General features: G+C 59.9%; 19 protein-coding genes and 2 pseudogenes. 8 read left to right on the forward strand and 13 right to left on the reverse strand.

The features are described 5' to 3' along the window. Positions 1–174: 174 nt before the first annotated feature. Positions 175–2,541, reverse strand: coding sequence for an outer membrane protein assembly factor BamA (gene bamA, locus TU80_RS06950; protein WP_057004110.1), 2,367 nt, complete (start codon positions 2,539–2,541; stop codon positions 175–177). A 187-nt stretch (positions 2,542–2,728) separates the two neighbouring features. Between bamA and TU80_RS06955 the strand changes: the two genes are divergently transcribed. The 4 genes and pseudogenes from TU80_RS06955 to TU80_RS31370 form a co-directional block, all read left to right on the forward strand. Continuing rightward, the gene (locus tag TU80_RS06955; RefSeq protein ID WP_046383420.1) at positions 2,729–3,412 is read left to right on the forward strand and encodes a response regulator transcription factor; all 684 of its coding nucleotides are present in this window, start codon (positions 2,729–2,731) and stop codon (positions 3,410–3,412) included. After that, positions 3,409–4,692, forward strand: a complete 1,284-nt coding sequence (locus TU80_RS06960) for a HAMP domain-containing sensor histidine kinase (protein ID WP_057004111.1) — start codon at positions 3,409–3,411, stop codon at positions 4,690–4,692. Before TU80_RS06955 ends, TU80_RS06960 begins: the two co-directional genes overlap by 4 nt. 57 nt (positions 4,693–4,749) lie before the next feature. After that, positions 4,750–5,202: a hypothetical protein gene (locus TU80_RS06965; RefSeq protein WP_046383422.1), complete on the forward strand. Its 453-nt coding sequence runs from the start codon at positions 4,750–4,752 to the stop codon at positions 5,200–5,202. A 206-nt stretch (positions 5,203–5,408) separates the two neighbouring features. Beyond that, positions 5,409–5,621, forward strand: a pseudogene (locus tag TU80_RS31370) (transposase domain-containing protein); the annotation flags it as partial. Positions 5,622–5,697: 76 nt separating this feature from the next. On the opposite strand, the gene TU80_RS06970 reads toward TU80_RS31370, so the two are convergent. Both TU80_RS06970 and TU80_RS06975 read right to left on the reverse strand, forming a co-directional pair. Continuing rightward, positions 5,698–6,636: an AraC family transcriptional regulator gene (locus TU80_RS06970; RefSeq protein WP_046383423.1), complete on the reverse strand. Its 939-nt coding sequence runs from the start codon at positions 6,634–6,636 to the stop codon at positions 5,698–5,700. A 22-nt stretch (positions 6,637–6,658) separates the two neighbouring features. Then, positions 6,659–7,492 carry an oxidoreductase gene (locus TU80_RS06975; RefSeq protein ID WP_017849065.1) on the reverse strand — a complete coding sequence of 278 codons (834 nt, stop codon included), beginning with the start codon at positions 7,490–7,492 and terminating at the stop codon, positions 6,659–6,661. A gap of 229 nt (positions 7,493–7,721) precedes the next feature. Here TU80_RS06975 and TU80_RS31375 point away from each other — a divergent pair. After that, positions 7,722–7,841 (forward strand): annotated as a pseudogene (locus tag TU80_RS31375) (transposase domain-containing protein); the annotation flags it as partial. A 19-nt stretch (positions 7,842–7,860) separates the two neighbouring features. On the opposite strand, the gene TU80_RS06980 reads toward TU80_RS31375, so the two are convergent. Further along, positions 7,861–8,292, reverse strand: a complete 432-nt coding sequence (locus TU80_RS06980) for an HIT family protein (RefSeq protein ID WP_046383424.1) — start codon at positions 8,290–8,292, stop codon at positions 7,861–7,863. A 185-nt stretch (positions 8,293–8,477) separates the two neighbouring features. Between TU80_RS06980 and TU80_RS06985 the strand changes: the two genes are divergently transcribed. Both TU80_RS06985 and TU80_RS33335 read left to right on the forward strand, forming a co-directional pair. Next, complete coding sequence (locus tag TU80_RS06985; RefSeq protein ID WP_057004112.1) at positions 8,478–8,882, forward strand: hypothetical protein; 405 nt, start codon at positions 8,478–8,480, stop codon at positions 8,880–8,882. A gap of 63 nt (positions 8,883–8,945) precedes the next feature. Further along, a complete protein-coding gene (locus TU80_RS33335) occupies positions 8,946–9,482 on the forward strand; it encodes an AAA family ATPase (protein ID WP_082643811.1) in 537 nt (178 codons plus the stop codon). Positions 9,483–10,398: 916 nt separating this feature from the next. Here TU80_RS33335 and TU80_RS06990 read toward each other — a convergent pair. Next, positions 10,399–11,655, reverse strand: coding sequence for an FAD-dependent monooxygenase (locus TU80_RS06990; protein ID WP_186352093.1), 1,257 nt, complete (start codon positions 11,653–11,655; stop codon positions 10,399–10,401). Positions 11,656–11,721: 66 nt separating this feature from the next. Between TU80_RS06990 and TU80_RS06995 the strand changes: the two genes are divergently transcribed. Beyond that, positions 11,722–12,672: a LysR family transcriptional regulator gene (locus tag TU80_RS06995; RefSeq protein WP_248843150.1), complete on the forward strand. Its 951-nt coding sequence runs from the start codon at positions 11,722–11,724 to the stop codon at positions 12,670–12,672. 14 nt (positions 12,673–12,686) lie between these two features. On the opposite strand, the gene TU80_RS07000 is transcribed toward TU80_RS06995, so the two are convergent. The 8 genes from TU80_RS07000 to TU80_RS07035 form a co-directional block, all read right to left on the reverse strand. Continuing rightward, a complete protein-coding gene (locus TU80_RS07000) occupies positions 12,687–14,312 on the reverse strand; it encodes a methyl-accepting chemotaxis protein (RefSeq protein ID WP_057004114.1) in 1,626 nt (541 codons plus the stop codon). A gap of 150 nt (positions 14,313–14,462) precedes the next feature. Next, complete coding sequence (locus TU80_RS07005; protein ID WP_057004115.1) at positions 14,463–15,806, reverse strand: TolC family outer membrane protein; 1,344 nt, start codon at positions 15,804–15,806, stop codon at positions 14,463–14,465. A gap of 23 nt (positions 15,807–15,829) precedes the next feature. After that, the gene (locus TU80_RS07010; protein ID WP_046489551.1) at positions 15,830–17,347 is read right to left on the reverse strand and encodes a DHA2 family efflux MFS transporter permease subunit; all 1,518 of its coding nucleotides are present in this window, start codon (positions 17,345–17,347) and stop codon (positions 15,830–15,832) included. Continuing rightward, on the reverse strand, positions 17,344–18,411 hold the full coding sequence (locus TU80_RS07015) for an HlyD family secretion protein (protein ID WP_046489549.1): 1,068 nt from the start codon (positions 18,409–18,411) through the stop codon (positions 17,344–17,346). Before TU80_RS07015 ends, TU80_RS07010 begins: the two co-directional genes overlap by 4 nt. 16 nt (positions 18,412–18,427) lie before the next feature. Then, positions 18,428–19,228, reverse strand: coding sequence for a DUF3050 domain-containing protein (locus tag TU80_RS07020; RefSeq protein ID WP_017849072.1), 801 nt, complete (start codon positions 19,226–19,228; stop codon positions 18,428–18,430). Between the two features lie 59 nt (positions 19,229–19,287). Next, complete coding sequence (locus TU80_RS07025) at positions 19,288–20,244, reverse strand: fatty acid desaturase (protein WP_057004116.1); 957 nt, start codon at positions 20,242–20,244, stop codon at positions 19,288–19,290. 10 nt (positions 20,245–20,254) lie between these two features. Next, positions 20,255–21,082: an SDR family NAD(P)-dependent oxidoreductase gene (locus TU80_RS07030; RefSeq protein ID WP_017849074.1), complete on the reverse strand. Its 828-nt coding sequence runs from the start codon at positions 21,080–21,082 to the stop codon at positions 20,255–20,257. Next, positions 21,079–22,221, reverse strand: a complete 1,143-nt coding sequence (locus TU80_RS07035) for an acyl-CoA dehydrogenase family protein (protein WP_034113710.1) — start codon at positions 22,219–22,221, stop codon at positions 21,079–21,081. Before TU80_RS07035 ends, TU80_RS07030 begins: the two co-directional genes overlap by 4 nt. Positions 22,222–22,224: the final 3 nt, after the last annotated feature.

Below are 22,224 nucleotides of genomic sequence, written 5' to 3' on the forward strand. Positions count from 1 at the left end.
GGTTCGCGGCAAGTCCCGGTCAGCCCTCACACGGCGCCCACTCGCACCCTCTATTCCAGAACAGTACGTGCCTCGCGAATCTGCAACGGTCGCCGAGGCCCCATCGGAGCCAGGCGATAAAACATAACGCCGGTATCCCGCGACGGCGAGCAACGCGTTAACCCGCTGAAACGCTCAGAACGTCTGGCCCATGGAAAACTGGAACACCTGTTTATCCGCGTTCTCCGGCGTGCGAATCGGATAAGCCAGGTTGACACTCAACGGCCCCAGCGGGCTGTACCAGGTCACGCCAACCCCCACCGAACTGGCCATCTGACTCAGGTCCACACCACCGCAGCCTTGGGTGGTGCTGAGGTAACACTTGTCCGAATACACCGTGCCCACATCCCAGAACAAGGAGGTCCGCACGGATTTGTTGTCTTTGATGAACGGCACAGGGAACAAGTACTCCGTGCCCCCGGTAATCAGAATATTACCGCCCAGCGCCTCCGTAGTCCGGTCCGAGTAGTACGCTTGACCTGCGCTGGCATAGGTCCCGGTCGCCGGGGTATTGCGCGGGCCGAGCGTGCCGCTTTCAAAACCACGTACCGTGCCTTCGCCGCCGGCCGTATAGCTCTCATAGAACGGCAACCCGTCCGTGGAGCCATAACCGTTGCCGTAACCGAGCTTGGTATGGAAGCGCAGGGCGGTGGTATTGCTGACCGGCAGGAAGGTTTGCCCCGTATAGTCGATTTTGTAGAAACTCAGGTCACTGCCGGGCACCGTCACCGTCAGGTTGAGGTTCTGCGCGTGCCCGCGCGTGGCCAGTACGCCTTTGTTCAAGGTCGACTCCGACCAGCCTGCGCTGGCCTTGAAGTTGGTGAATTCCTTGCCTTCGCGCTCGATGAAATCGTAGATCTCGTCGGCGCTGTAGGTGCCCGGCTCGATGCTGTCGTGTTGTGCGGTCAGGCCGAACGTCAGGCGCGAGGTCTCGTTGATCGGGTAACCGAGGCTGGCACCCAGGCCAAAACTGTTGATGGCGTAATAGGACACCCCGTCATCGTAGTATTTGTTGTAGTCGGTTTTGCTGTAGAACGCGTTGTAGCCCAAGCTAACCCCATCGGTGGTGAAGTAGGGGTCGGTGAAACCGATGTTGTACTTGCTCTGGTAGGACGAACGGGTCAGCCCCAGGCTGGCGTAATTGCCCGTGCCAAGAAAGTTGTTCTGGGTAATCGACCCGCCAAGGATCAGGCCCGAACTCTGGGCGAAGCCGACGCTGGCCGTGATCGAGCCGGAGGCTTGTTCTTCCACGGCGTAGTTCACATCCAGCTGGTCATCCAGCCCGGCCACGGCCGGCGTCTCGACGTTCACTTCCTTGAAGAACCCCAGGCGTTCCAGGCGCACCTTGGATTGGTCGATCAGGTAGGTCGACGCCCAGCCGCCTTCCATCTGCCGCATTTCGCGACGCAACACTTTGTCGTCGGTCTTGGTATTGCCTCGGAAGTTGATGCGATTGACGTAAGCCCGCTTGCCGGGGTCGATGCTGAAAGTGATGTCTACCGTGTGGTCTTCTTCATGCACCTGAGGCGTACCGTTGACGTTGGCGAACGTATAGCCTTCGTTGCCCAGGCGGCGGGTGATCAGTTCCGAGGTGGTGGTCATCAACTTGCGCGAAAACACCTGGCCCTTTTGCACCAGCAATAATGACTGGACCTGCTCTTGCGGGACTTTCAGCTCGCCGCTCAGCTTGACTTCACGCACCGTGTATTTCTGGCCTTCCTGGATGTTCACGGTGATATAGACGTGCTTTTTATCCGGGGTCATGGAGACCTGGGTCGAGGTGATATCCATGTTGATATAGCCACGGTCCAGGTAATAGGAGCGCAGCCGTTCGAGGTCGCCGGAGAGTTTCTCCCGTGCGTATTTATCGTCGTTCTTGAAAAATGACAGCCAGTTGCTGGTCTTGAGCGTGAATTGGTCGATCAACGCGTCGTCGGGGAACACGGTATTGCCCACCACGTTGATGTGCTGGATCGACGCCACTTCGCCTTCATCGATCTTGATCTTCAGGCCGACCCGATTGCGCGGCTGGGCCACGACCTCGGTGTCGACCGAGGCCGAGTAACGGCCCTGGGCAACGTATTGACGCTGCAACTCGTTGCGCACGCCCTCAAGGGTGGCGCGCTGGAATATCTCGCCTTCGGCAAGGCCCGATTGCTTCATGCCTTTCATCAAGTCTTCGGTGGAGATCGCCTTGTTGCCCTCGAACTCGATGCTGGCAACCGAAGGACGCTCGACGACATTGATAATCAGCACATCACCTTCGCGACTCAGCTGGATATCCTGGAAGAACCCGGTCTTGAACAACGCGCGAGTGGAATCCACCAGGCGCCGGTCATCCGCTTCATCGCCGACGTTCAGCGGCAATGCGCTGAATACGCTGCCCGCCGAGACGCGTTGCAGGCCATTGATTCGAATATCCGAGATTTTGAAGCCTTGGGCGAGTGCCAGTGAGGTATTGAGCAGCAGCGCAACCGAGCAGAGCAGGCGCGAAAAATTCATCAAGATCTTTTCCAGAACACATCGACAAGCAGCGCCGGCGTGCTGGGTTCACTCGCCGACCGGTGAACAGCCAGCATAAGAGTGCGCGGCGTTTGGTGCGGTTAACCGAATGTCAAGTTAGGTAAAGGTGGGCCTGATAACCTGCGCAAAGGCTGATAATGGACAACCCCACACTGACGAGCCCACGATGATCTGCGTACTGTTGGTCGACGACGACCAGGAATTGACGGAAATGCTCAGCCAATACTTGGCGCGCGAAGGTTTTGAGGCCACGGCCGTGCATACGGGCGAGGAGGGCGAGGTCGAAGCGCTGTCGGGGCGCTACAGTATTGTGGTGCTGGACGTCATGCTGCCCCAGCGTTCGGGTATCGAGGTGCTGCGGCGCATCCGCGCGGTCAGCCAAGTGCCCGTGGTGCTGCTGACCGCCCGCGGCGACAACATCGACCGCATCACGGGCCTGGAACTCGGCGCCGACGATTACGTGCCCAAGCCCAGCTCCCCGGGCGAGCTGGTGGCACGGTTGCGCGCGATCATGCGCAGGGTGCAGCCAGTGGGCCAGCCGCTCACCGAAGTGATCAAGACCGGCGCGCTGGTGTTGTGGCCCGGCAAGCGCCAGGCCCTATGGAGCGGTGTCGAGCTGGGCCTGACCAGCACCGAATTCAGCCTGCTCGAAGAACTGGCCCGCAACGCCGGCCAAGTGGTGAGTAAAAAGGACCTGTCCCTCAACGCCCTGGGCTGCCCGCTGACCCGCTACGACCGGCGCATCGACGTACATATCAGCAGCATCCGGCAGAAGTTGGGGCCGCGCCTGGACACCAAGGCCTGGATCCAGAGCGTGCGCGGCCTTGGCTACCTGTTGATCGCCGAATGACCCGGCCCAGCCTGCTGTTCTGGAAACTGTTCCTGGCCTTCTGGCTGGCGACCACCCTGACGTTTCTGGTCGGGATCGGCGTGCTTGAACTGAGCCGTTTTCGCCCGAGCGACCCGTATGTGGAAGCCATTCTGGCAGCGGAAACCGGGCTGCTCGAGCGCGTCGGTGTCGACGCGGCAGGCCAGCTCCTCACGGTCTGGGAACGTCCGCCGGATGAGAACATCGGCGTCTATGACAGCAACGGTCACTTGCTCGTGGGGTCGCCCGTTGAACAACCGGCCTATGAACGAGCGGTCACCAGCAAGGAAGGCCTGGCGCTTTCGATCAGGTCCACCCACGCCCCCGGCAACGTCCCCGGCCGGCCCTGGCACCAGATCCCGCTGCTCATCGGCACGTTGATGAGTGCGCTGTTCAGCGGCTACATGGCGTACTACCTGGCCTGGCCGCTGGCCTACTTGCGTCGGGCGATGAGCGATGTGGCCCAAGGACGCTTCGAAACCCGGGTCAAACCCGCCATGGGCAAGCGCCGCGATGAAATCGTCGACCTGGCCGAAGACTGCGACCGCATGGCCAACCAGCTCAAGGTGCTGGTGCAAGCCCAGCAGCATCTGCTGCACGACATCTCCCATGAATTGCGCTCGCCGCTGACGCGCATGCAAGCGGCCATCGGCCTGTTGCGCCAAGACCCTGCACGCATGGAAATGCTCGAACGCATCGAGCATGAATCCGAACGCATGGACACCCTGATCGAAGCGCTGCTGACCCTGGCTCGCCTGCAAGGCCGGCCCGAAAGCATCGAGCGCGAACCCGTGGACATCATCGAGTTGCTGGCGATGATTGTCGAAGATGCGCAGTTCGAAGCCGGCATCAAAGGCTGCCGCGTACACCTACAGGCTTGCCCGCCGTTTATCGCCTGTGTCAACGGTGAGTTGCTGTACCGCTGCTTTGAGAACGTGATCCGCAACGCCGTGCGCTACACGCGGCCGGACACCACGGTGCTGGTTTCAGCGCGTATCAATCCCGACGCGAGCCGCCTCACTGTGGCGATCAGCGACCACGGGCCGGGCGTCGACAACGATCGATTGCACAGCATCTTCCAACCGTTCGAGCGTGGCGCGGGGGATGCCAGCGTCGGCTTTGGCCTGGGCTTGGCCATCGCCGCGCGGGCAGTGCAGATGCACGGCGGCAGCATCGTGGCTCGCAATGAGTCAGGCGGTGGGCTGACCGTTGAGGTCAACCTGCACAACGCGCGATCTTTACACGACATTACATTGGCTTGACCGCCCTGTACGTCGCCGCTCATTAGACTTGTCGCCATTGTTTGAGCGGAGGTGGCGATGTTTCAGGTGCATAAAAAGGGCTTTGTGCCCGGCAGGAAAATGGTTGATGGCCTGGTCCCGTATGACTTCTTTTGTGAAGACAGCCCGACGATCAATATCTTCGTGTTTACCGGCGCCGCCACCCCCGACGCAACCGTCGAGGAGCAGACGCTGTGGGGCTTCACCCGCCTGGAGCGGTTCGAGGCGATGACCAACGCGCTGGTGAGCAACAAGAAACACGCCGGCTGGTTTCAAAGCGTGAATGTGCTGACCGGGCCCAACCAGAACGGCACGCAAAGCGTGAAATTCCAGCGCGTGCTGAAAATCATCAAACACGCCAGCAGCACGCAAAAAGTCGACTATGAGATTCTGACCGACGAAGGCGACACCTACTTCACCCGGCAAACCGTTGCGGCGAACAGCGCGCAAACCGTCATCTATTCGGCGGAGTCGTCCGCTCGTAGCGCGTGATTATCTCACGGGCCTGGCGGGCGTGAGGCGCGCCTGTTCATCCAGTTACGCGTGTTACCTCTGCCACATATGCGTCTGCCCAAGACACCTTGCTTTTTTTGCGCTATCGATCACCTTTCGGTCCCCCATCAAGCGCTACAAAAAGCGTGGGCAGTACTGGGGCAGAGGACTTCAACAACATTGACGTTAACAAGCACCTGAAGAAGAAAATCAGGCCATGGGCTCTTGGGCGCAAGAGCTGGCTCTTCGCAGGGTCTTTACGCCGTGGCAAACGGGCGGCAGCGATCATGAGCTTGATCCAGTCGGCGCGGCTCAACGGGCATGACCCGTATGCTTATCTCAAAGATGTGCTGACGCGGCTGCCGACGCAGCGGGCAAGTGAGATTACCGAGTTGCTGCCGCATAAATGGGCGCCCGTTCAACCGCCCAAAGTATGTTGGGCAGGTGCGGACAGCGCTGGTACTGGGGTTGCCGGAGCAGCGGGTCGGCTCATCGCTAATGTGACGAGACGTACATAGATGGCGTGGACGGCGCAGGCAGTGCGTAGGTCGCCTTCATCCATTCGATCTCTGCCTGGGGCGTGCGCCCAAAGAAACGTTTGAATTCGCGGCTGAATTGCGAGGCGCTTTCGTAGCCTACATTGAACGCCGCCGTCGAAGCGGTCATAGCGTTGCGTAGCATCAGTAATCGCGCCTGGTGCAAGCGCGTCGACTTCAGGTATTGCATCGGCGACGAGTCCGTCACGCTGCGAAAGTGCAGATGAAAATTGGGCACGCTCATGCTCGCTTCTTGGGCAAGGGACACCACATCCAGGCGCTCCTGGTAGCAACTATGGATCTTGCGGATCGCACGAGTGACCTTACCAAAGTGACCCTGGCGATTGAGCGCGGCGCGCATCGAGCCACCTTGCTCGCCGGTTAGGATGCGGTAGTAGATCTCCCGCACCAGCGACGGCCCAAGTATTTGCGCTTCGCCCGGACTGCTCATCGCCTCAAGAAAGCGTAGCGTCGAGGCGCGCAGCAAATCGTCCATTGGCGAGGCATACATGCCCTTGGGCTGGGCATCACTTGGCCCGAGAGCTTCATCCATTTGCAGTATCAACTCGCTGGCCATTTGTAAGTCGAGGCGCATGTAGACCGCCAGCATTGGCTGCGCCTCGCTGGCATCGGTCTCCATGGTGAAAGGAACTGGGACGGACACCACTAGATAGTGCTGGGCGTCATAAACGTATACGTCATCGCCCAGATAGCCACGTTTGCGCCCTTGGCACAGGATCACGATACCCGGGTCATACAGCACCGGAGTGCGAGTCAGTGGCCGATTCGAACGCAAAAAGCGGATATCCTCTAGCGTGCTGAGGTTGTAGCCCTCGACCGGCGCGAGGGTTTCCATCAAATGCACCATGCGCGAGGTGCGTGAGTCGGCCCGATTCATTGATGTCCCCTCTGCTGGCCGCTCAACCGTCGGTGGTAAGAGTCAGCGCTTCCCATTGATCAATCTCCCTGGCCGTGCGATTCAGCTTGTCACGTACCAGTCCCAACGCGTCACTGCCCAATAATAAGTGTGCCGGTGGTGTCGGGCTGGCAATAACCTGCAACATCGCTTGCGCCGCTTTTCGCGGGTCGCCAAGCTGTTTGCCGCTCTTTTCTTCGCGGGCCTTACGTACCGGGTCGAAACTGGCGTCATAGTCAGCAATGCTTCGTGGGGTGCGCTGCATCGAACGACCGGCCCAGTCAGTGCGAAACGAGCCAGGTGCCACGGCGGTCACGAAGATGTTGAAAGGTAGCAGTTCTTTGCTCAGCGTATCGGAGATACCTTCGAGAGCAAACTTGCTCCCGCAGTAGTACGCGATGCCCGGCATCGTGATGGTGCCGCCCATAGAAGTGATATTAAGAATATGACCAGTGCGACGCTTGCGAAAATAAGGCACGAAAGCCTTGGTCACCGCTACCGCGCCGAACACGTTGACGTCGAATTGGCGACGCATTTCCTCCAGCGGCGACTCTTCAAAGATGCCCTCATGACCGTAGCCGGCGTTGTTGACCAACACGTCGACTGGGCCGTGGGTTGCTTCAATAGCAGCTACTACGCTGTCGATCCGGGCGAAGTCAGTGATATCCAGAATCACCCCATGAGCATGATCCACCGAGAGCGCCTGAAAGGCGCGCAAGGCGGCTTCACTACGCACGGTACCTATGACACGGTGGCCCGCTGCAAGAGCTTCTTGCGCCAGCGCGTTGCCGAAGCCACTGCTCACCCCCGTGATGAATATGGTTTTTCTGCTGTTCATGGCGACTTCCAATAAATAGGGACGAGGCCATGATATCTATCGAAAACTCGGTCACCTATGCCGGTTTGTCTTAGAGCATTGCCTATTCCTATCAGAGTCAACAGTTAAGTGGGCGCGCGTTTAACCACGCAACATGCGTGTTGAATGGACACTTATGTCAATTCCATGCAATTGGATGGGAGAGTCTGCGCAATACCCCAACTACTCCAGGAGCGTTGGCCAAACGCTTACTGCGCGGTTGAATGGGCATGGTCCATACGCGTATTTGAGGGATATTCTAACGCGCCTGCCGACGCAGCGGGCGAGTGAGATTGAAGAACTGCCACCGCACAAGTGGGTATCCGCTTAACCACGCGAAAGTATCTTAGTCACAGAAAGGCCCTGAGCAAATGAACCGCCGAGAGCTGTTTTTCTGCTTCGCCAGCGGTAAGAGGTCTTTCACAGTACTCTCGACTTAGAAAAACAATTGCGTCATTACCGTCAGGATTGTCGGAATAACCGGGGTGTTTTGATATCTCTGCGAGCAAGTCTTCCGAGACTGGAACGACATGAAAATGTGCGCTGAAGTCAGGAGAAAATCCCAATTTGTAGAACATTACTTTGTAAGGGGAATACACCTTTGCCAGCAGACGCTCCGAGGTTTTCATCACTAAACCGAGAGATGACATGGCTTCGTCGCTCAAATCGCTGAGATCTGAAGCCGTCTCTTCAGATGAAATTATCAAATACCCGTCGTAACGTGAATCTCGCCGATGAGTTACTATCCAGTGGGTGTTGCTGAAAACTCTTAGCTCGTCCATGTAGCTCCAGTTAAACGATGTATTTATGTTGACGGTACAACCTACATTTCTTGCCCAACGATATGCAACCAATTGTCGCACGGCCCAAAGTCGTCTGGTCAAGACGGGTTTGCCATACGCTTACATTGCTGCGACGTTGGTTGATCCCGTTATCATAGGATTACTTCGCGAGAGCAGATCCAGCTATGCCAAGGTCGTCATTCGCCATCCGAGTTTTGTTTGCCTGTTGCCTTTTGGTCGCAACCACCAATCACATTCGAGCAGATTTTCAGCATGGGTTGCTCTGGGACTACGGATACGGGGCCAGCGCCTATTGGGCTAGCCGTATTTTCTGGGGGGCGCTTACGTTTTTTGACCCGCTGGCGGCACTGCTCCTTTTCATAAAACCAAGGGTGGGCATCATCCTTACAGCAGCAATCATTCTGGCTGACGTCGCCCATAACACCTATTACGTTGCATTGAACCAGCAGTGGCTGGAGCCGTTCTACCTGTCCCAGGTGGCGTTTCTTGTCGCGGTTCTTCTACTTTCGCCTATTGCCTGGAACTTCACCCGTCGTCGCGTAGCACTAATCAACACGATTCGATTGTGAAGTGTTCCAATGAGGAGCAGCGTCGCTCAGTATTATCAGGATGTTCAATGCGCAGGGGCTCCTATGCAGCGTGTCATGATTATTGGCCAACCAGGGTCAGGAAAAAGTACGCTGGCTCGGGCGATGGGCAAGCACACAGGTCTTCCGGTCATCCATATCGACACGATCCATTGGCAACCGGGATGGGTTGAGCGAAACGCTGATGAGAAGACTCGCCTTTGTCACGAGGCCGAGGCTCGCGATCAGTGGATTTTTGAAGGTGGCCATTCGGCCACCTGGGATAACCGTATTGCCAGAGCCGACCTCTTAATATGGATTGATCGGTCGCCGGTACTTCGGTTTTGGCGTGTGTTTCTTAGAACTTTGACCCAGCGTGGTAGCACTCGCCCCGACCTTCCAGAGGATTGCCCAGAGCAGCTAAAGAACCTTCTAGATCTTTTCAACTTCATGTGGACTACCCGTAAATCGGCGCGTGCCAAGATGAGGCAGCTTGCGGCAACGGCGCCCTCAACATGTCGCGTCGTCTGTCTGCGATCCAACCGTCAAACCAGGCAATTTCTATCGAGTATTCGGGACGTGCGTTGCGGACAGTCGTCGTGAAAAGTCCAGGTTCCGACAAAGCCGCTGCGTGATTGAAGAGCGCTGAGCGCCAAAGTCACGGTGTATTACTCAAGCGAGTACCCACTGGTGCGCAAGCAACTGGTCAATCTCACTCGCTCTCTGCGTCGGCCATCTTTCAAAAAAACATACGGGTGTAGATCAAGCTCTGTGAGCTTTTTCTCGTTCAAGCAGAGGGGGAGGTCGTGTTGAACGTTTGTGCAAGGTCTTCTGCTTTCGCAAAGAGCAGCATTTCCAGATCACCTATCTCGACGTCAAGTTTTCGGGAGACGCTCATGAGTAACTCGATGTAGGTTGAGTAGACACTGGTCGTTGCAATTCGAATCCAGCTTTGTTAGATCGCCTGAGCCTTCATGCGTGGCCAATGACCCATTTGAATGAATGGTGAACAAGGGTGGTATCAAGCGTCCACATGTAGATCTTCGGAAGTGTTGGCAGGTGCTGTCTGGCATATAAAAACAAGGTATTTTCGAGAGTCTGCATGGACGTGGCAATGTATTGGGCGAGGTCTCTATGTTAATTCAGCATCAAATTTGCAGCTAACGTGTATCCGTCCGGCCAAGCCAAGTCATCTGCCCAGCCCCGAAGAGCCAGGACATGGTGTGCACTTACATTTAAGTGGGCACCAGTTCTAACCTTTTAAGCGGATATTTCATGCAGCCAACACGCCGTTCCTATTCCAAATCCTTCCCTGCTGGTCAATGCAGATACTTTGCCGCAGGCCAGATAGGGGCGCTACATTTTCAACAGAATCGGCCAGAAGCCGACATCTGAAGAGCATCAGTGTGAGCTGCTAGACCTGGCGCTCCAGCGCGGTGGGTAAAGTCATGGGGCTCGGTTTACAGTGAGGCGTCTCGGGGCCGGAGACGCCATGCGGTGTCCAGATTGCCACCGTCTTTCAGAGGCGGTACAGACTGCCGAAGTCAGCGCCATCCATCGGCGTGCTGTCCGTGCAGCCTGTCATCGGCAAACCCTGTGACCATCCTGCCGCCAAGGCCTGCACATCACGCAAGGGATCGGACGCCTTGGCGCGTTCATTGCGAATGCGGCAGGTTTCAGGATCAGTGGCAAACAGACCGCGAGCGAAGACTCGACCCTGCTCGGCCAGCTTGGCGGTCTTCGGCCCGCGGATCTCCGCGAAACGCTGCAAGGCTTCATCAAGGCCGTTCGTTCCTTCCAGGCATCTAGCAAGGTGCCAAGCGTCTTCCAACGCCTGACAAGCGCCCTGGCCCGATGTCGGCAACGGCGCGTGCGCCGCATCTCCCACAAGCAGCACATTAGCCCGGCTCCACGTGTGCAGCGGCTCCAAGTCGTGCACGGCAATCATCCGGATGGCGTGCGCCGGCGTCGCCTGGATGATACGGGCGATAGGCTCCGGCCATCCCGCGAACAGATCCTCGATCTCCTTGCGCATATCGGCTGCGGGCGTCGCCCCTGACAATGGCCGCGCCTGTGCCGCTGCCCAGTAGACCAACTCCGGCCGGACCGGCACGCATCCGAAGCGATTGCCCGACCCCCAATAATCCTGAATCGCTATATCGCTCACCAACGCACTTTCCCCCTGCGCCACACCTATCCAGTTCACAAATCCCTGATAAACCGGCATGTTGTCCCCCGCAACGAACCCGCGTGCCACCGACCCCATACGGCCATCTGCGCCGATAAGCAGATCTGGACGGATACTCACCCCGTTCTCAAAGCGCGCTACCGCTTTGCCATTAGCCTCCAGATCGATCCCCACCGCCCGATGCCCGAACTCCACCGGGATTCCGCTCTGTGCCGCATGCTTGAGCAGCACTGCCTGCAAGTCCCTCCGCAAAATGGTATGAGTCGGATATCCCATTGTCTGGTCCAGCAGCGCGATATCGATGCCCCCCAACGAATTGCCCGCAGCGTCCTGGCGGCGCACTACCACTGGCCGGCCACCCGTTGCCGCGATGTCTTGGAGGAGGTCCAGTTCCTCCAGCACAAAGCCAGCGTTGGGCCAGAGCGTCACGCCAGCCCCCATGGTCGCTGGCCCCGTCCGGCGCTCATATACCCGGGGACTGTGTCCCCGCTTGCGCAAGGCAAGCGCCACGCTCAACCCCGCAATTCCGCCGCCAAGTATTCCGATTTCCACGCTGGATCTCCTATTCAATCCGTCCCGACACGCCATCGGCGACAACCCATCGGACGAGACGGCATCTTAGATTCCGTCAATGGGGAGAACTATTATGTAAAAATGGGCGACTTTAATACCTTAATCGGGATAATCATGCGCAATGCCCTCGACCTGAACACCGTCCGTGTATACGTGGCGGTCGTCGATGCACAAAGCTTTTCCGGCGCGGCGCGCCTACTGTCCCTGCCATCCTCTAACGTCAGCCGCCACGTCGCCTCGCTGGAACGCAGATTGGGCGTCCGCTTGCTGGAGCGCAGTACTCGCCACCTGCGCATGACTGAAGCCGGCAGACTTCTCTACGAACGTGCAAAACCTTTGCTCGATTCCTTGCTCTCCACTGAGGAAGAACTTGGCGCGGTGCAGCGTGAACTGCGGGGACCCTTAAGGATGTGCATGCCAGGCGAAGCGCCAAGGCTACTGGCCCCTATCCTGGCCGAATTCTGTAGCCTCCATCCCGGCGTCGAATTGGAGTGCGACACGCGCCTGACCGGTTTAGAAGCACTCCGGGAAGACGTGGACCTCTCTATCGTCTTCCATCGTGGGCGCCAGGATGACAGCACCATCATCACCCGCGAACTCGCTACGCTACCCAGCATTGTGGTCGCGGCACCCGCTCTGTTAGCCAAAACGGGAACTCCGCGCCAAGTGCGCGAACTAGAGTCCTTGCCGTGCATTACTACACTGAGCGCATTGAAGGGCCAGCCCTGGCTGTTTCTCGACGGCACAGGCGAAATCGTGAAGGTATCTGTGCGTAGTCGCTATCGTGTCAACAGCGGAGAACTTGCGTTGGCGGGCGCGCGGCAAGGCATCGGTTTCGCGATAGTGGCAGCCTATCCATGCCAGGAAGATCTTGCCGCGGGCCGATTGCGGGAAGTGTCGCTGGACCTGCGCCCTGCGCCGCTGCAATTGCTTGGCGCGTACAGCCACCGGCATTCCGTGACTGCGCGGGTTCGGGCGTTGCTGGAATTTATACAGCTGCGGTTGGAACGAGTTGGGAGCGGCTCAAGATAAGGGGCCGCCAAGGATCAAGTCCGAAAGCGTCCCACCAGCCCGCTCAGCTCCGCAGCCAAGCGTGACAGCGCATGGCTCGCTGCGTTGGTCTGTAAGGCGCCCGCCGCGGATTGCGCCGACAGGTCGCGGATCGCCAACAGGTTGCTGTCGACCTCACGGGCAACCTGGGCCTGTTCTTCGGCAGCACTGGCAATCACCAGATTGCGCTCGTTGATCTGGCCGATGGCCGCGAAGATATCCTCCAGCACCACCCCCGACGCCTGGGTGATTTCCAGCGTGCCTTGCGCCCGCGCCGTGCTGCTGCGCATCGAATCCACCGCGTGTTCAGCAGTGCTCTGCACGCTGGCAATCATCTGTTCGATCTCGCGGGTCGATTCCTGGGTGCGGTAGGCGAGGGTGCGTACCTCGTCGGCCACGACGGCAAACCCCCGACCGGCTTCACCGGCCCGGGCCGCTTCGATCGCCGCGTTGAGGGCCAGCAGGTTGGTCTGCTCCGAGACGGCCCGGATCACGTCGAGCACCTTGCCGATGTTGCGCACTTCATTGGCGAGGTGCTGGATACGCTCGGCGCTGCCGTGAATTTCGGCGGTCATCGATTGCGTACCGCTGATGTTTTCGCGTACCTGCTGACGGCTCTTTTCCGACAGCGTATTGGAGGCGGTGGCCGCTTGCGAAGTCGACACCGCGTTGCGCGCCACTTCTTCGACCGCACTGGTCATCTGGTTCACCGCGGTCGCGGCCTGTTCCAGCTGCATGTCCTGCTGCTGGAGGCCACGGTTGCTTTCTTCGGTGACGGCGTTGAGTTCTTCAGCGGCTGAGGCCAACTGCGTGGCTGAGTCAGCGATCTGGATCAGTGTTTCACGCTGACTGGCCTGCATGCGTTGCAGTTCAAGGAACAACTCGCCAATTTCGTTGCGGCCAGGCGAGACGACTTCGCGGGTCAGATCGCCCCCGGCAATACGCTTGAAGTGCTCGCCGGCCGCGCGCAATGGGCGCAGGACGGTGCCCGAGATGAATACCCAGCAGACGACAGCGAGTGCCAGGGTCAGCAGGATCAAGGCAATGGCCAGGGTTTGCGAAGTCTGCAGCCGCGCAGCCGCCTCCGTGTTGATCTCCTGGGCACGGGCATCCAACGCGCCGACCAGCTTCACGCGAATCTCCTGAAGCTTGGTCATGCTGTTGCCGGCATCGATGTTGACTTGAAAATACTCTTCGGCGGATCGCGCGCGCGTGGCGGCGCGTTGTCCGACGATGGCCGTGCCGTATACGGCGAACGCACGCTTGAGATCTTCGGCGAGGGCCTTCAACTGCGGGTCACGCAAGTCTGTGGTCGAGGCATTGACCTTGGCGATGGCGTCACTCCAGATCGCCTCACTGCGCACCAGCCGGGCTTCCGCGTCGTCGAAACGCCCGCCGACGGTCTCGATGAACGCCGAGGACACGTTGGCGCTGGTACGGATTGCCAGCAGCAATGCGTTGTTGATGCCGTCGATTTGTCGCGAGGTACGCCCCAACTCGTCAATGTGCTCGTGACTGCGTACCGCCGACCGCCAGCCGTTCAGGGTAGAGAACAACAGTGCAATAACGAACAGCAGCAGCACCCCGATCATCCCGGTGCGAATTTTCAGATGGGCAAACATGGGCATACTCCGCAGACCACTTAAGTAATAGTGATCGTGCTATCCGCATTCACGCAGTGAACTTGAACGGCAGAAGTGGGAACCCGTTCGATTATCGAACCCTGAATTCAATGGCTCAGGTACATGGGCTGAATGGGGCGCGCACCGGGTTCAATCGAGCAGGCGACTGACCTCACGCAGACGCGCATCGTTCAGGTTCCCCGTCGACGCCAGCAGGTTGAGCTGCGCGAGCAGAATCGCGTAGCGTTGCTGGGCCAAACGTTGCTGGGTGTCCGTGACTTTCTGCTGTGCGTCCAGCACCTCCGTGTTGATGCGCGCACCGGCCTCGAAGCCGTGGGTCACCGACGTGAGGTTGACCTGGCTGGATTTCAGCGCCTGCTTGAGCGCCTGGTATTGGCTCATGCCGCTGGTCACTTGCAGGTAGGCCTGGCGGGCCATCAGCCCGGCGCTGCGGCGCGCATCTTCGAGTTCATCCAGGGCTTTGCTCTGCAACGCATGGGCTTCGCGCACGCGGCTGCTGGTACGGCCGCCGCCATACAGTGGCACGCTCAGTTTGACCCCGACCACCGTCTGGTTATAACGATTCTCCGGCAGGGTGACGTCGTACACATCGCCGCCGACCGAGGCAAAACGACCATGGGCGGCGATCAGGTCAAGGGTCGGCAAGTGGCCGGCTTGTTCCTTGTCGATGTCCATTTCGGCCAGGCGCTGGGCAATCTGCGCCCGCTGCACGGCGAGGTTGCCTTGTTGCGCGGTGGTGGCCCAGGCGCCGATCGCGGCGGGCACCGGAGCGCTGAATGGTGGCTCCTTGCCCGACCATGGGCGCGCCTGGGCGGCGGTCAATTGGGTGAGGGCTTCGGTGGCGATATCCAGCGCGCCGCGTGCGGCGATTTGCTCGGCGAAGGCCTGGTCGTATTTGGCCTGAACCTGTTCGAGCGCGTTGTGGGTGCTGGCGCCGTCGGCCAACAAACGCCGGGTGCGGTCCTGGCTCTCCTGCAGGGTTTGCAACTGTTGCGTGCGGGTGTTCAGCAGTTCCTGGTTAAGCAGTACGTCGAAGTAGGCGCGGGCGACACGCAGCATCAGGTCTTGGCGCGCCTGTTCGGTCTGCACCTCGCTGGCGCTGATCATCAGTTTGCTTTGGTCGTGGGCAACCACACTCTGCCAGCGCAACAGCGGTTGGGTGAGAACCACGGCATAGGCGTTGGTGTTATTGCGGTTGCGATGGTAGTCGGACGAATCCTCGGCATCGACCCACGCCGCGCCGCCGGTGACCGACAGGTCCGGTAACAGGTTGGCACGGCTTTGCGGTTCTTTTTCCGCGGTGGCCAATTGTTGCGCCTGTGCGGCGGCGAACTTCATGTCGTGGGTCAGCGCCTTCTGGTACAGCTGGTACAAGTCTTCCGCCGCCGCATTGGCCGGGCAGCAGGCGAGGCTGAGGCCGCACAGGAAAGTGAGCAGTGTGATCGGGTCGAGATGCAGCCCTGGAATACGCAAGGGGATGTGCTCCACTGGAGAAGTTATCGGCTGAGGGTGCTTCTGCGCATCATCAGCACCATGGGAATGCCGATGGCCATGACCGCGCCCAATGTGCCGAACAGCATGCTGAACGCCAGCATTTGCGCTTGTTCACGCGCTTGCAGGTAAGGCATCAGGGCCAAGGCTTGTTGATGGCTTGCAAGGTTCAGGGACAGAAACAGCGGGTTGGATTCCACGCCGCCCCAGCCGCTGGCAACCAGGCTGGACTCGGTCACATGCTCGGACAGCAGGCGATAGCGCTCCCACGAAAACCGCGTGAGCAGGGTCGCGGCAATGGCGATGCCGACGCTGCCGCCCAACTGGCGCATCAGGTTGAGCACGCCCGAGGCGCCCGAGATCAACGTCAGCGGCAGACGGCGCATGGCCAGGTTGGTCAGCGGTACGAAGATCATGCCCAGGCCCAGGCCGCGAATCACCAGGGGCCAATAGAGCGTGTCCGGGTTGCTGTCGAGGGTGAACTGGGTGTGCAGGAACATCGCGTAGCAGTACATGACGATGCCCAAGGTTACGAACACGCGCTCGTCGATCTTGTTTTCCTGGGACAGCTTGCCGATCACCAAGGTGCTGATGGCACTGGCCACCGCTCCGGGGAAAATCACCAGCCCGCTCTGGTACGCGCTCTGTGCCAGCAACGTCTGCAAAAACAGCGGCACCATGAATAACGTGCTGTACAGCCCGAAGCCCACGCAAAACGCGCAGATGCAGCCCATCAAAAACTCGCGGTTCTGAAACAACGCCACATTGACGATCGGGTTGGTCGCGCGCCGTTCCCACCAGAAGAACCCCACCAGGCTGAAGCTGCTGAGCAACAGGCAGGCAACCGTCCAGTTCGATTCCATCCAGTCCCAATGCTCGCCGCGCTCCAGCAGGATCTGCAGGCTGCCGACGCCCAGAGCCAGCAGGCAGAAGCCGCTGTAGTCGACGCTGCTGGGTTTGCTTTCATTGGCGGAATCGCCGATGCACAGCCAGCACAGCAGCAGGGCCACGGCACCGATGGGCAGATTGATCAGGAATATCCAGTGCCAGGACAAGGTGTCGATCAGATAGCCGCCGACGGTGGGGCCCAACGTCGGCCCCATCATCACGCCAACGCCGTACAACGCCATGCCGCTGCTGACCTTCTCCTTGGGGAATACGTCGTAAATGATTGCCTGGGAAATCCCCAGCAACCCGCCGCCCGCCAAGCCTTGCAGTACGCGGAACGCCACCAGTTGCCAGAGTTCGGCGGAAAAGGCGCAGCCCACGGATGCCAGCACGAACACCGCGGTGGAGACCAGGTAATAAGTGCGCCGCCCGAACCAGGCCGACAGCCAGCCGCTGACCGGCAGGATCACTACGTTGGCCACCACGTAGCCGGTGGACACCCAGGAGATTTCATCGACCGACGCCCCGTAGGTGCCCATCAGGCTGGGAATCGCCACGTTGACGATGGTCACGTCGAGCAGCTCCATCATCGACACCAGCGTCACGGTCAGCGCAATCAGATACGGCGACTTCATAACGTGTGGCTGCCGTGCTGTTGCGTGGCGACTTCGACGAAGGCGCTCATGCCGGGGCTCAACAAGGCTTTGTAGTCATCCGGCACGTCTTTGAGGGCAATCCTGACCTGCACGCGTTGCACCACCTTGGTGAAATTGCCGGTGGCGTTCTCTTGGGGCAGCAGTGAAAACTTTGCGCCGGTAGCCGGTGCGAGGCTCTCGACCACCCCGTCGAAAGCCTGCCCGGGAAACGCATCCACAGTGACCTTGGCCAGCTGGCCGACCCGCACGCGCCCGACCTGGGTTTCCTTGAAGTTGGCGGTAATCCACAGCGGGTCGGTGGCAATCAGGCTCAATAGCTTCTGCCCGGCGACCACGAATTGGCCCGGCTCGACTTCTTTTTTCGAGACGATGCTGCGCACCGGCGCGGTCTGACGAGTGTCGTGCAGCTTGATCCGGGCCTGTTCCAGTTCGGCTTGCGCCGCCGCGATCCGGTAGTCCTGCACTTTCAGTTCGGCTTTGTTGGCCAAGGTGCTTTGCGCGGCAGCCTGGGCATTGCCGCGTGCCACTTCCTGGGCGTGGCTCAGGGCGTCGAAACGCGCCTTGGCCACCTCGAGATCCTGGGTGCTCAACACACCTTGGGCGCCCAGGCGGCGGGCGCGCCCGTAGTCGTTGCGCGCCTGCTCCAGATTGGCGCTGGATTGTGCCAGCGCCGCTTGCGCCGCCTGGCGCATTGCGACCGCGCCGAGGACCTGGCTGTCCAACGCACCCGGACCGCCGCCGCGCCCTGCGGCGGCAAGCAACGCCTGCCATTGCGCCTCACGCTGCTCGACCTGGTATTGATATTCGCTGTCGCGGATCTGAAACAGCAGATCACCGCTTTGCACCGTGAGGTTGTCTGTCACCGGCACGCTCATCACCACGCCCGAGAGCTTGGCGCGCACCGGAATGATCACGCCATCGAGCTCGGCGTTATCGGTACTCACGTAAGCGTTGGAATACTGCCAACGCTGCCAGCCGAGCAGCAGTAACCCACCGACCACAACGCCGCACAGTGTCAGTTTTATCAATTTACCTTTGGTCATGTCCTGCTCCCTGTGGTCATGCGAGGCTTAGGCACTCAGGGCGGTCCGTGGCGTGTTGCGCTTTGTGCTGCAGGAAGTGATGCACGCCATCCCACAAATCGATGCGCGATTTGATCGCGGTCTTGGCGCTTTCGACCATGTGCTGGTGTTGCACAGGGGTGGTGACGATTTCAGCGATGATGCGTTTAGCCGCCGGGCCGTGATCGTCGCCATCCATTTCGATGTGGCGCTTCAAGTAATAGGTGAGCATCGGCACCTCGGTTTCGCTGACCGACCATTGCGACAGCAGGCGTCCGAACATGTCGGGGATGATGTCTTCACGGCCAAAGAAGAAGTACGCCAACACCGCTTCGGTGGTGCCGTGTTGCGCCACATCGAGCGTCTGGCACATGAACACTTTGGCCGCCAATGGGATATCGCGGTCGCTGAGGGCCTTGGCCAGCGGTTCCTTGGCCTGGATGGCCGCGAGGAAGCGGCGGAATACCGAGCTGTCGGCGCCGATTTCATCCATGGCGGTCAGGTACAGGTCCAGGTGGCTGATAAAGCCGCCGTCGGGGTGTTCGTCGGTTTCTTCGCCGACCACGATTTCATTGATCAAGCGCGCCGCCGTGATATGCGTTGGCGGTACCCACGGCAACTCCACACAGGTGAGGTCGCGCTGGATGCGCTTGAGCAGGGTCATGAAGTCCCATACGGCAAACACATGAAATTCCATCAGTGTGCGTACATCTTCAACGGTGCGGATATTGGCGAAAAGCGGGTGGCCGAATAACTGGGCGCGCTCGGTTTCAATGTGGCGGTCGATATCAAAAGGCATAGCAGCTCCTGCGGCCTGATGGTTCAGGCCAAAATCCATGGGGAAAGTAAGGGGACCGTTCAGTCGTTCAGCGTCTCGCCCCGGTAAGGATGGCGACCGGAGGCGTACTTGAAGGACGGTATGAAGCGTGTTTCCAGCAGGTATTGCCGGTCTGCATACCACCCCGCGTCCAGCAGTTGGCGATGGACCTTGGGCAGGCGCCAGCACGGCACCGCTGGATAAAAGTGATGTTCCAGGTGAAAGTTCGCGCCGGCGTGCAGCCAGGTGCTCAGGCGCGAGGTACGCGAGCGGGCAGGGGGCTGGTCATGGCCCTCGCTGAAGGCATGTTCCTGATAGGCATTGACTGCCGAGAGCAGGAACGCAACCGCCAGGCTCAAGGCAAACCCAAGCAGCAGCCCGTCGATCTGCCACAGGGCGACCGCGTAGACACTCAACCAGCCGACCTGGCACGCGATATTGCAGCGCGCCAGTCGTCGCACCTGGGCTGCGCTCAAAGGCGAAGGCAAGGGCGATGGGCTGACCGGCGGGCCGAAAGCCAGGCGCAACGTCGCCTGCAGATAGTTCGAGGTGGCCATCAACCGTGACAGCGCAAGGCGGCTAAACAGGCTCCGATAACGCGAGAAGTGCCGATAGTCCGGGTCCTGTTCGCTGTTGCTGTAGCGATGGTGTTGCCAATGGTCGACGAAGTAACCGGTCACGCAGAATCCAGGCAGCAACGAACTGGTGAAAATGCCCAGGTAGCAACTGTGCATAGGCCTGCTGCTCAGGTTGAAGTGGAAACCTTCATGCCCGAGGATCGCTTGCAGAAACCACCCGTACCCGGCCAGCACCCAAAGGGGCGAGCACAGCAACACCCACAGGGTGGCGGCCGTGTTCGCCACCCACACAAACAGCGCGAGGGGCAGCAGGAAGAGGCACAAGGCGTAACCGATGATCAACAGGGACTCACCCGACCGGGCCTTGAACAAGGCGCGATCGAGGCGGACCTGAGGCTTGCTGTGGAGTTGTCTGGCCATTGGCAACGCGTTACTCGATCAGTTCAGGTTTGAGCGCGAGGTGCCCGCCGCGGGTCAGCGTGCGCAGGCGCAGGGCGATAAAGGCGTCGACCACACTTGGTGCGATACGCGCGGTGTACATGGCCAGCGTGCCCATAAAGGTCAGCCCGCGGTTGCGCAGGCCGTCTTTTTGGCAGGCGCGAACCAGGCCATCGGCGGCGGCATCGAGTTTCTCTTCGAGAGACAGCAGGGTCCTGTCACCCCACATGAACGTCACCAGGCGCTTGACCGACAAACCCACGCGCTGGGCGGGCAAGTGAATGGCGGTGTCGATAAAGCCCGGGTACACGGTGACCACGTCGAGCTGCCCGCGATATTGCATGCGCAGCACGTCCGAATAAGCACTCAGCGCGCGTTTGCTGGCAGCGTATGCGGCTACATAAGGCGCGTTCACCAGGGCAAACAGCGACGACACGTTGACCACTTTGCCGCGCTTGCGCAGCAACCCCGGCAGGAACCCGGCCACCAATTGCCATGGCGCGAACAGGTTCACATCCACCGCGCGGGTGACTGCGTCGGTGACGCCGGTTTCACCGCGTTCCAGGGTCAGGGTGCCGGCGTTATTCACCAGGATATCGATGTCGCCGAAGTCGGTGCTGATGGCGCCAATCACCTGCGCCAGCGCCGTTCGGTCACACAGGTCGACTTGATAAAACCCATCCAGCAACCCGGGCTCTTGTGGCGCAAGAATGTCCAGGCCGATCACGGTGGCGCCCTGTTTTTTCAATGTGCAGGCCGCCGCGTAACCGAGGCCGCGCGCGGTTCCGGTGATCACGACGATTTTTCCGAGCAGGTTCATGGGTGCGCTCCGGCGATGCTGAAGGTTGAGTGGGACAAGTAGGTGTCGAGGTTGCTCGCCATCGAGATCTTCGCCGGCGGGTGAAACTGCAGGCCACGGCAAGCCATCAGCCAGTTCGAACTCTGGTTGCTGGTGATAAACGCCATCCCACCGAGCATGGCGTGGGCCTGGTCCGAAAGTTCGGTGAGCAGTTGTTCGATGCCGTAGCGCACCAGCAGCAGGCGGGCCAGCACGTTCGGCAGGTCCTGCGGGTTGCGTTCGATATCCAGCGCCGCGCCTTCCAGCGCACTGATCGCCAGTTGCAGCTGAGCCGCCAGCTCCACGCGGTGATGGGGCGTCCAGCGCCCGGCCTCGATCACAGACTCGACCAAACCGGCGCAGACCCCCACGTAGGACGCGCAAATCAACAGCTCGAACCAGATGAAACCGACGGTTTGCACGTCGCCCAACAGGTGTTTGTAGCCGGCGGAAAACAACATGCGTTCGGGCACGAAGACTTCGTTGAGGCGCACCTCGATGCTTTCGGCGGCGGCCAGTGCGCTGTTCTGCCAGAACGGCGACCGCGTGATGCCCGGTGCATTCGCCGGAATCAGTGCGACCATCAGCTCTTCGCCCTCGGCGGTCTGGCGGGTGTAGCTGGCGGTGAGCAAGTCCATCGACTGCCCCAGGCAGCAGGGCTTTTTGCTGCCACTGAGCAATACACCTTCAGGGGTTTGCAGCGCCTGCATGTTCGAATCGAGAATGCCGGCGCCCGAGTTGCCTTCGGCAAACCCCGAGGACAGCAGCAAGCGCTTTTGTGCGACCGCCGCCAACAACAAACCTTCGGCGCCGCCGCCGTTCTGGGTGAGGGCCAACAGGCTCGCCACGGAAAACTGATGCATGGTGCTGGCCACCGCCAGCGAGGGTGAACGTGCGCCCAGGGCGATCTGCACATGCACAGCATCAAGGATGCCCGCGCCCAACCCGCCCGCGGCACGGTTGACCAACAGGCCGACCGGCCCTTGTTGCTTGAACAGGGCGATGACTTCGCTAGGCGGCGCTTCGCGTTCGGCGAATGCGATGCTCGCCAGGCGTTCGTCAAAACCTGGGGCGTAGCTGTGCAGCAAGGCACGCGAGCGATTCAACAGTGAAAGGGACATGGT

Source organism: Pseudomonas veronii (assembly GCF_001439695.1).
Classification (GTDB): Bacteria; Pseudomonadota; Gammaproteobacteria; order Pseudomonadales; family Pseudomonadaceae; genus Aquipseudomonas; species Aquipseudomonas veronii.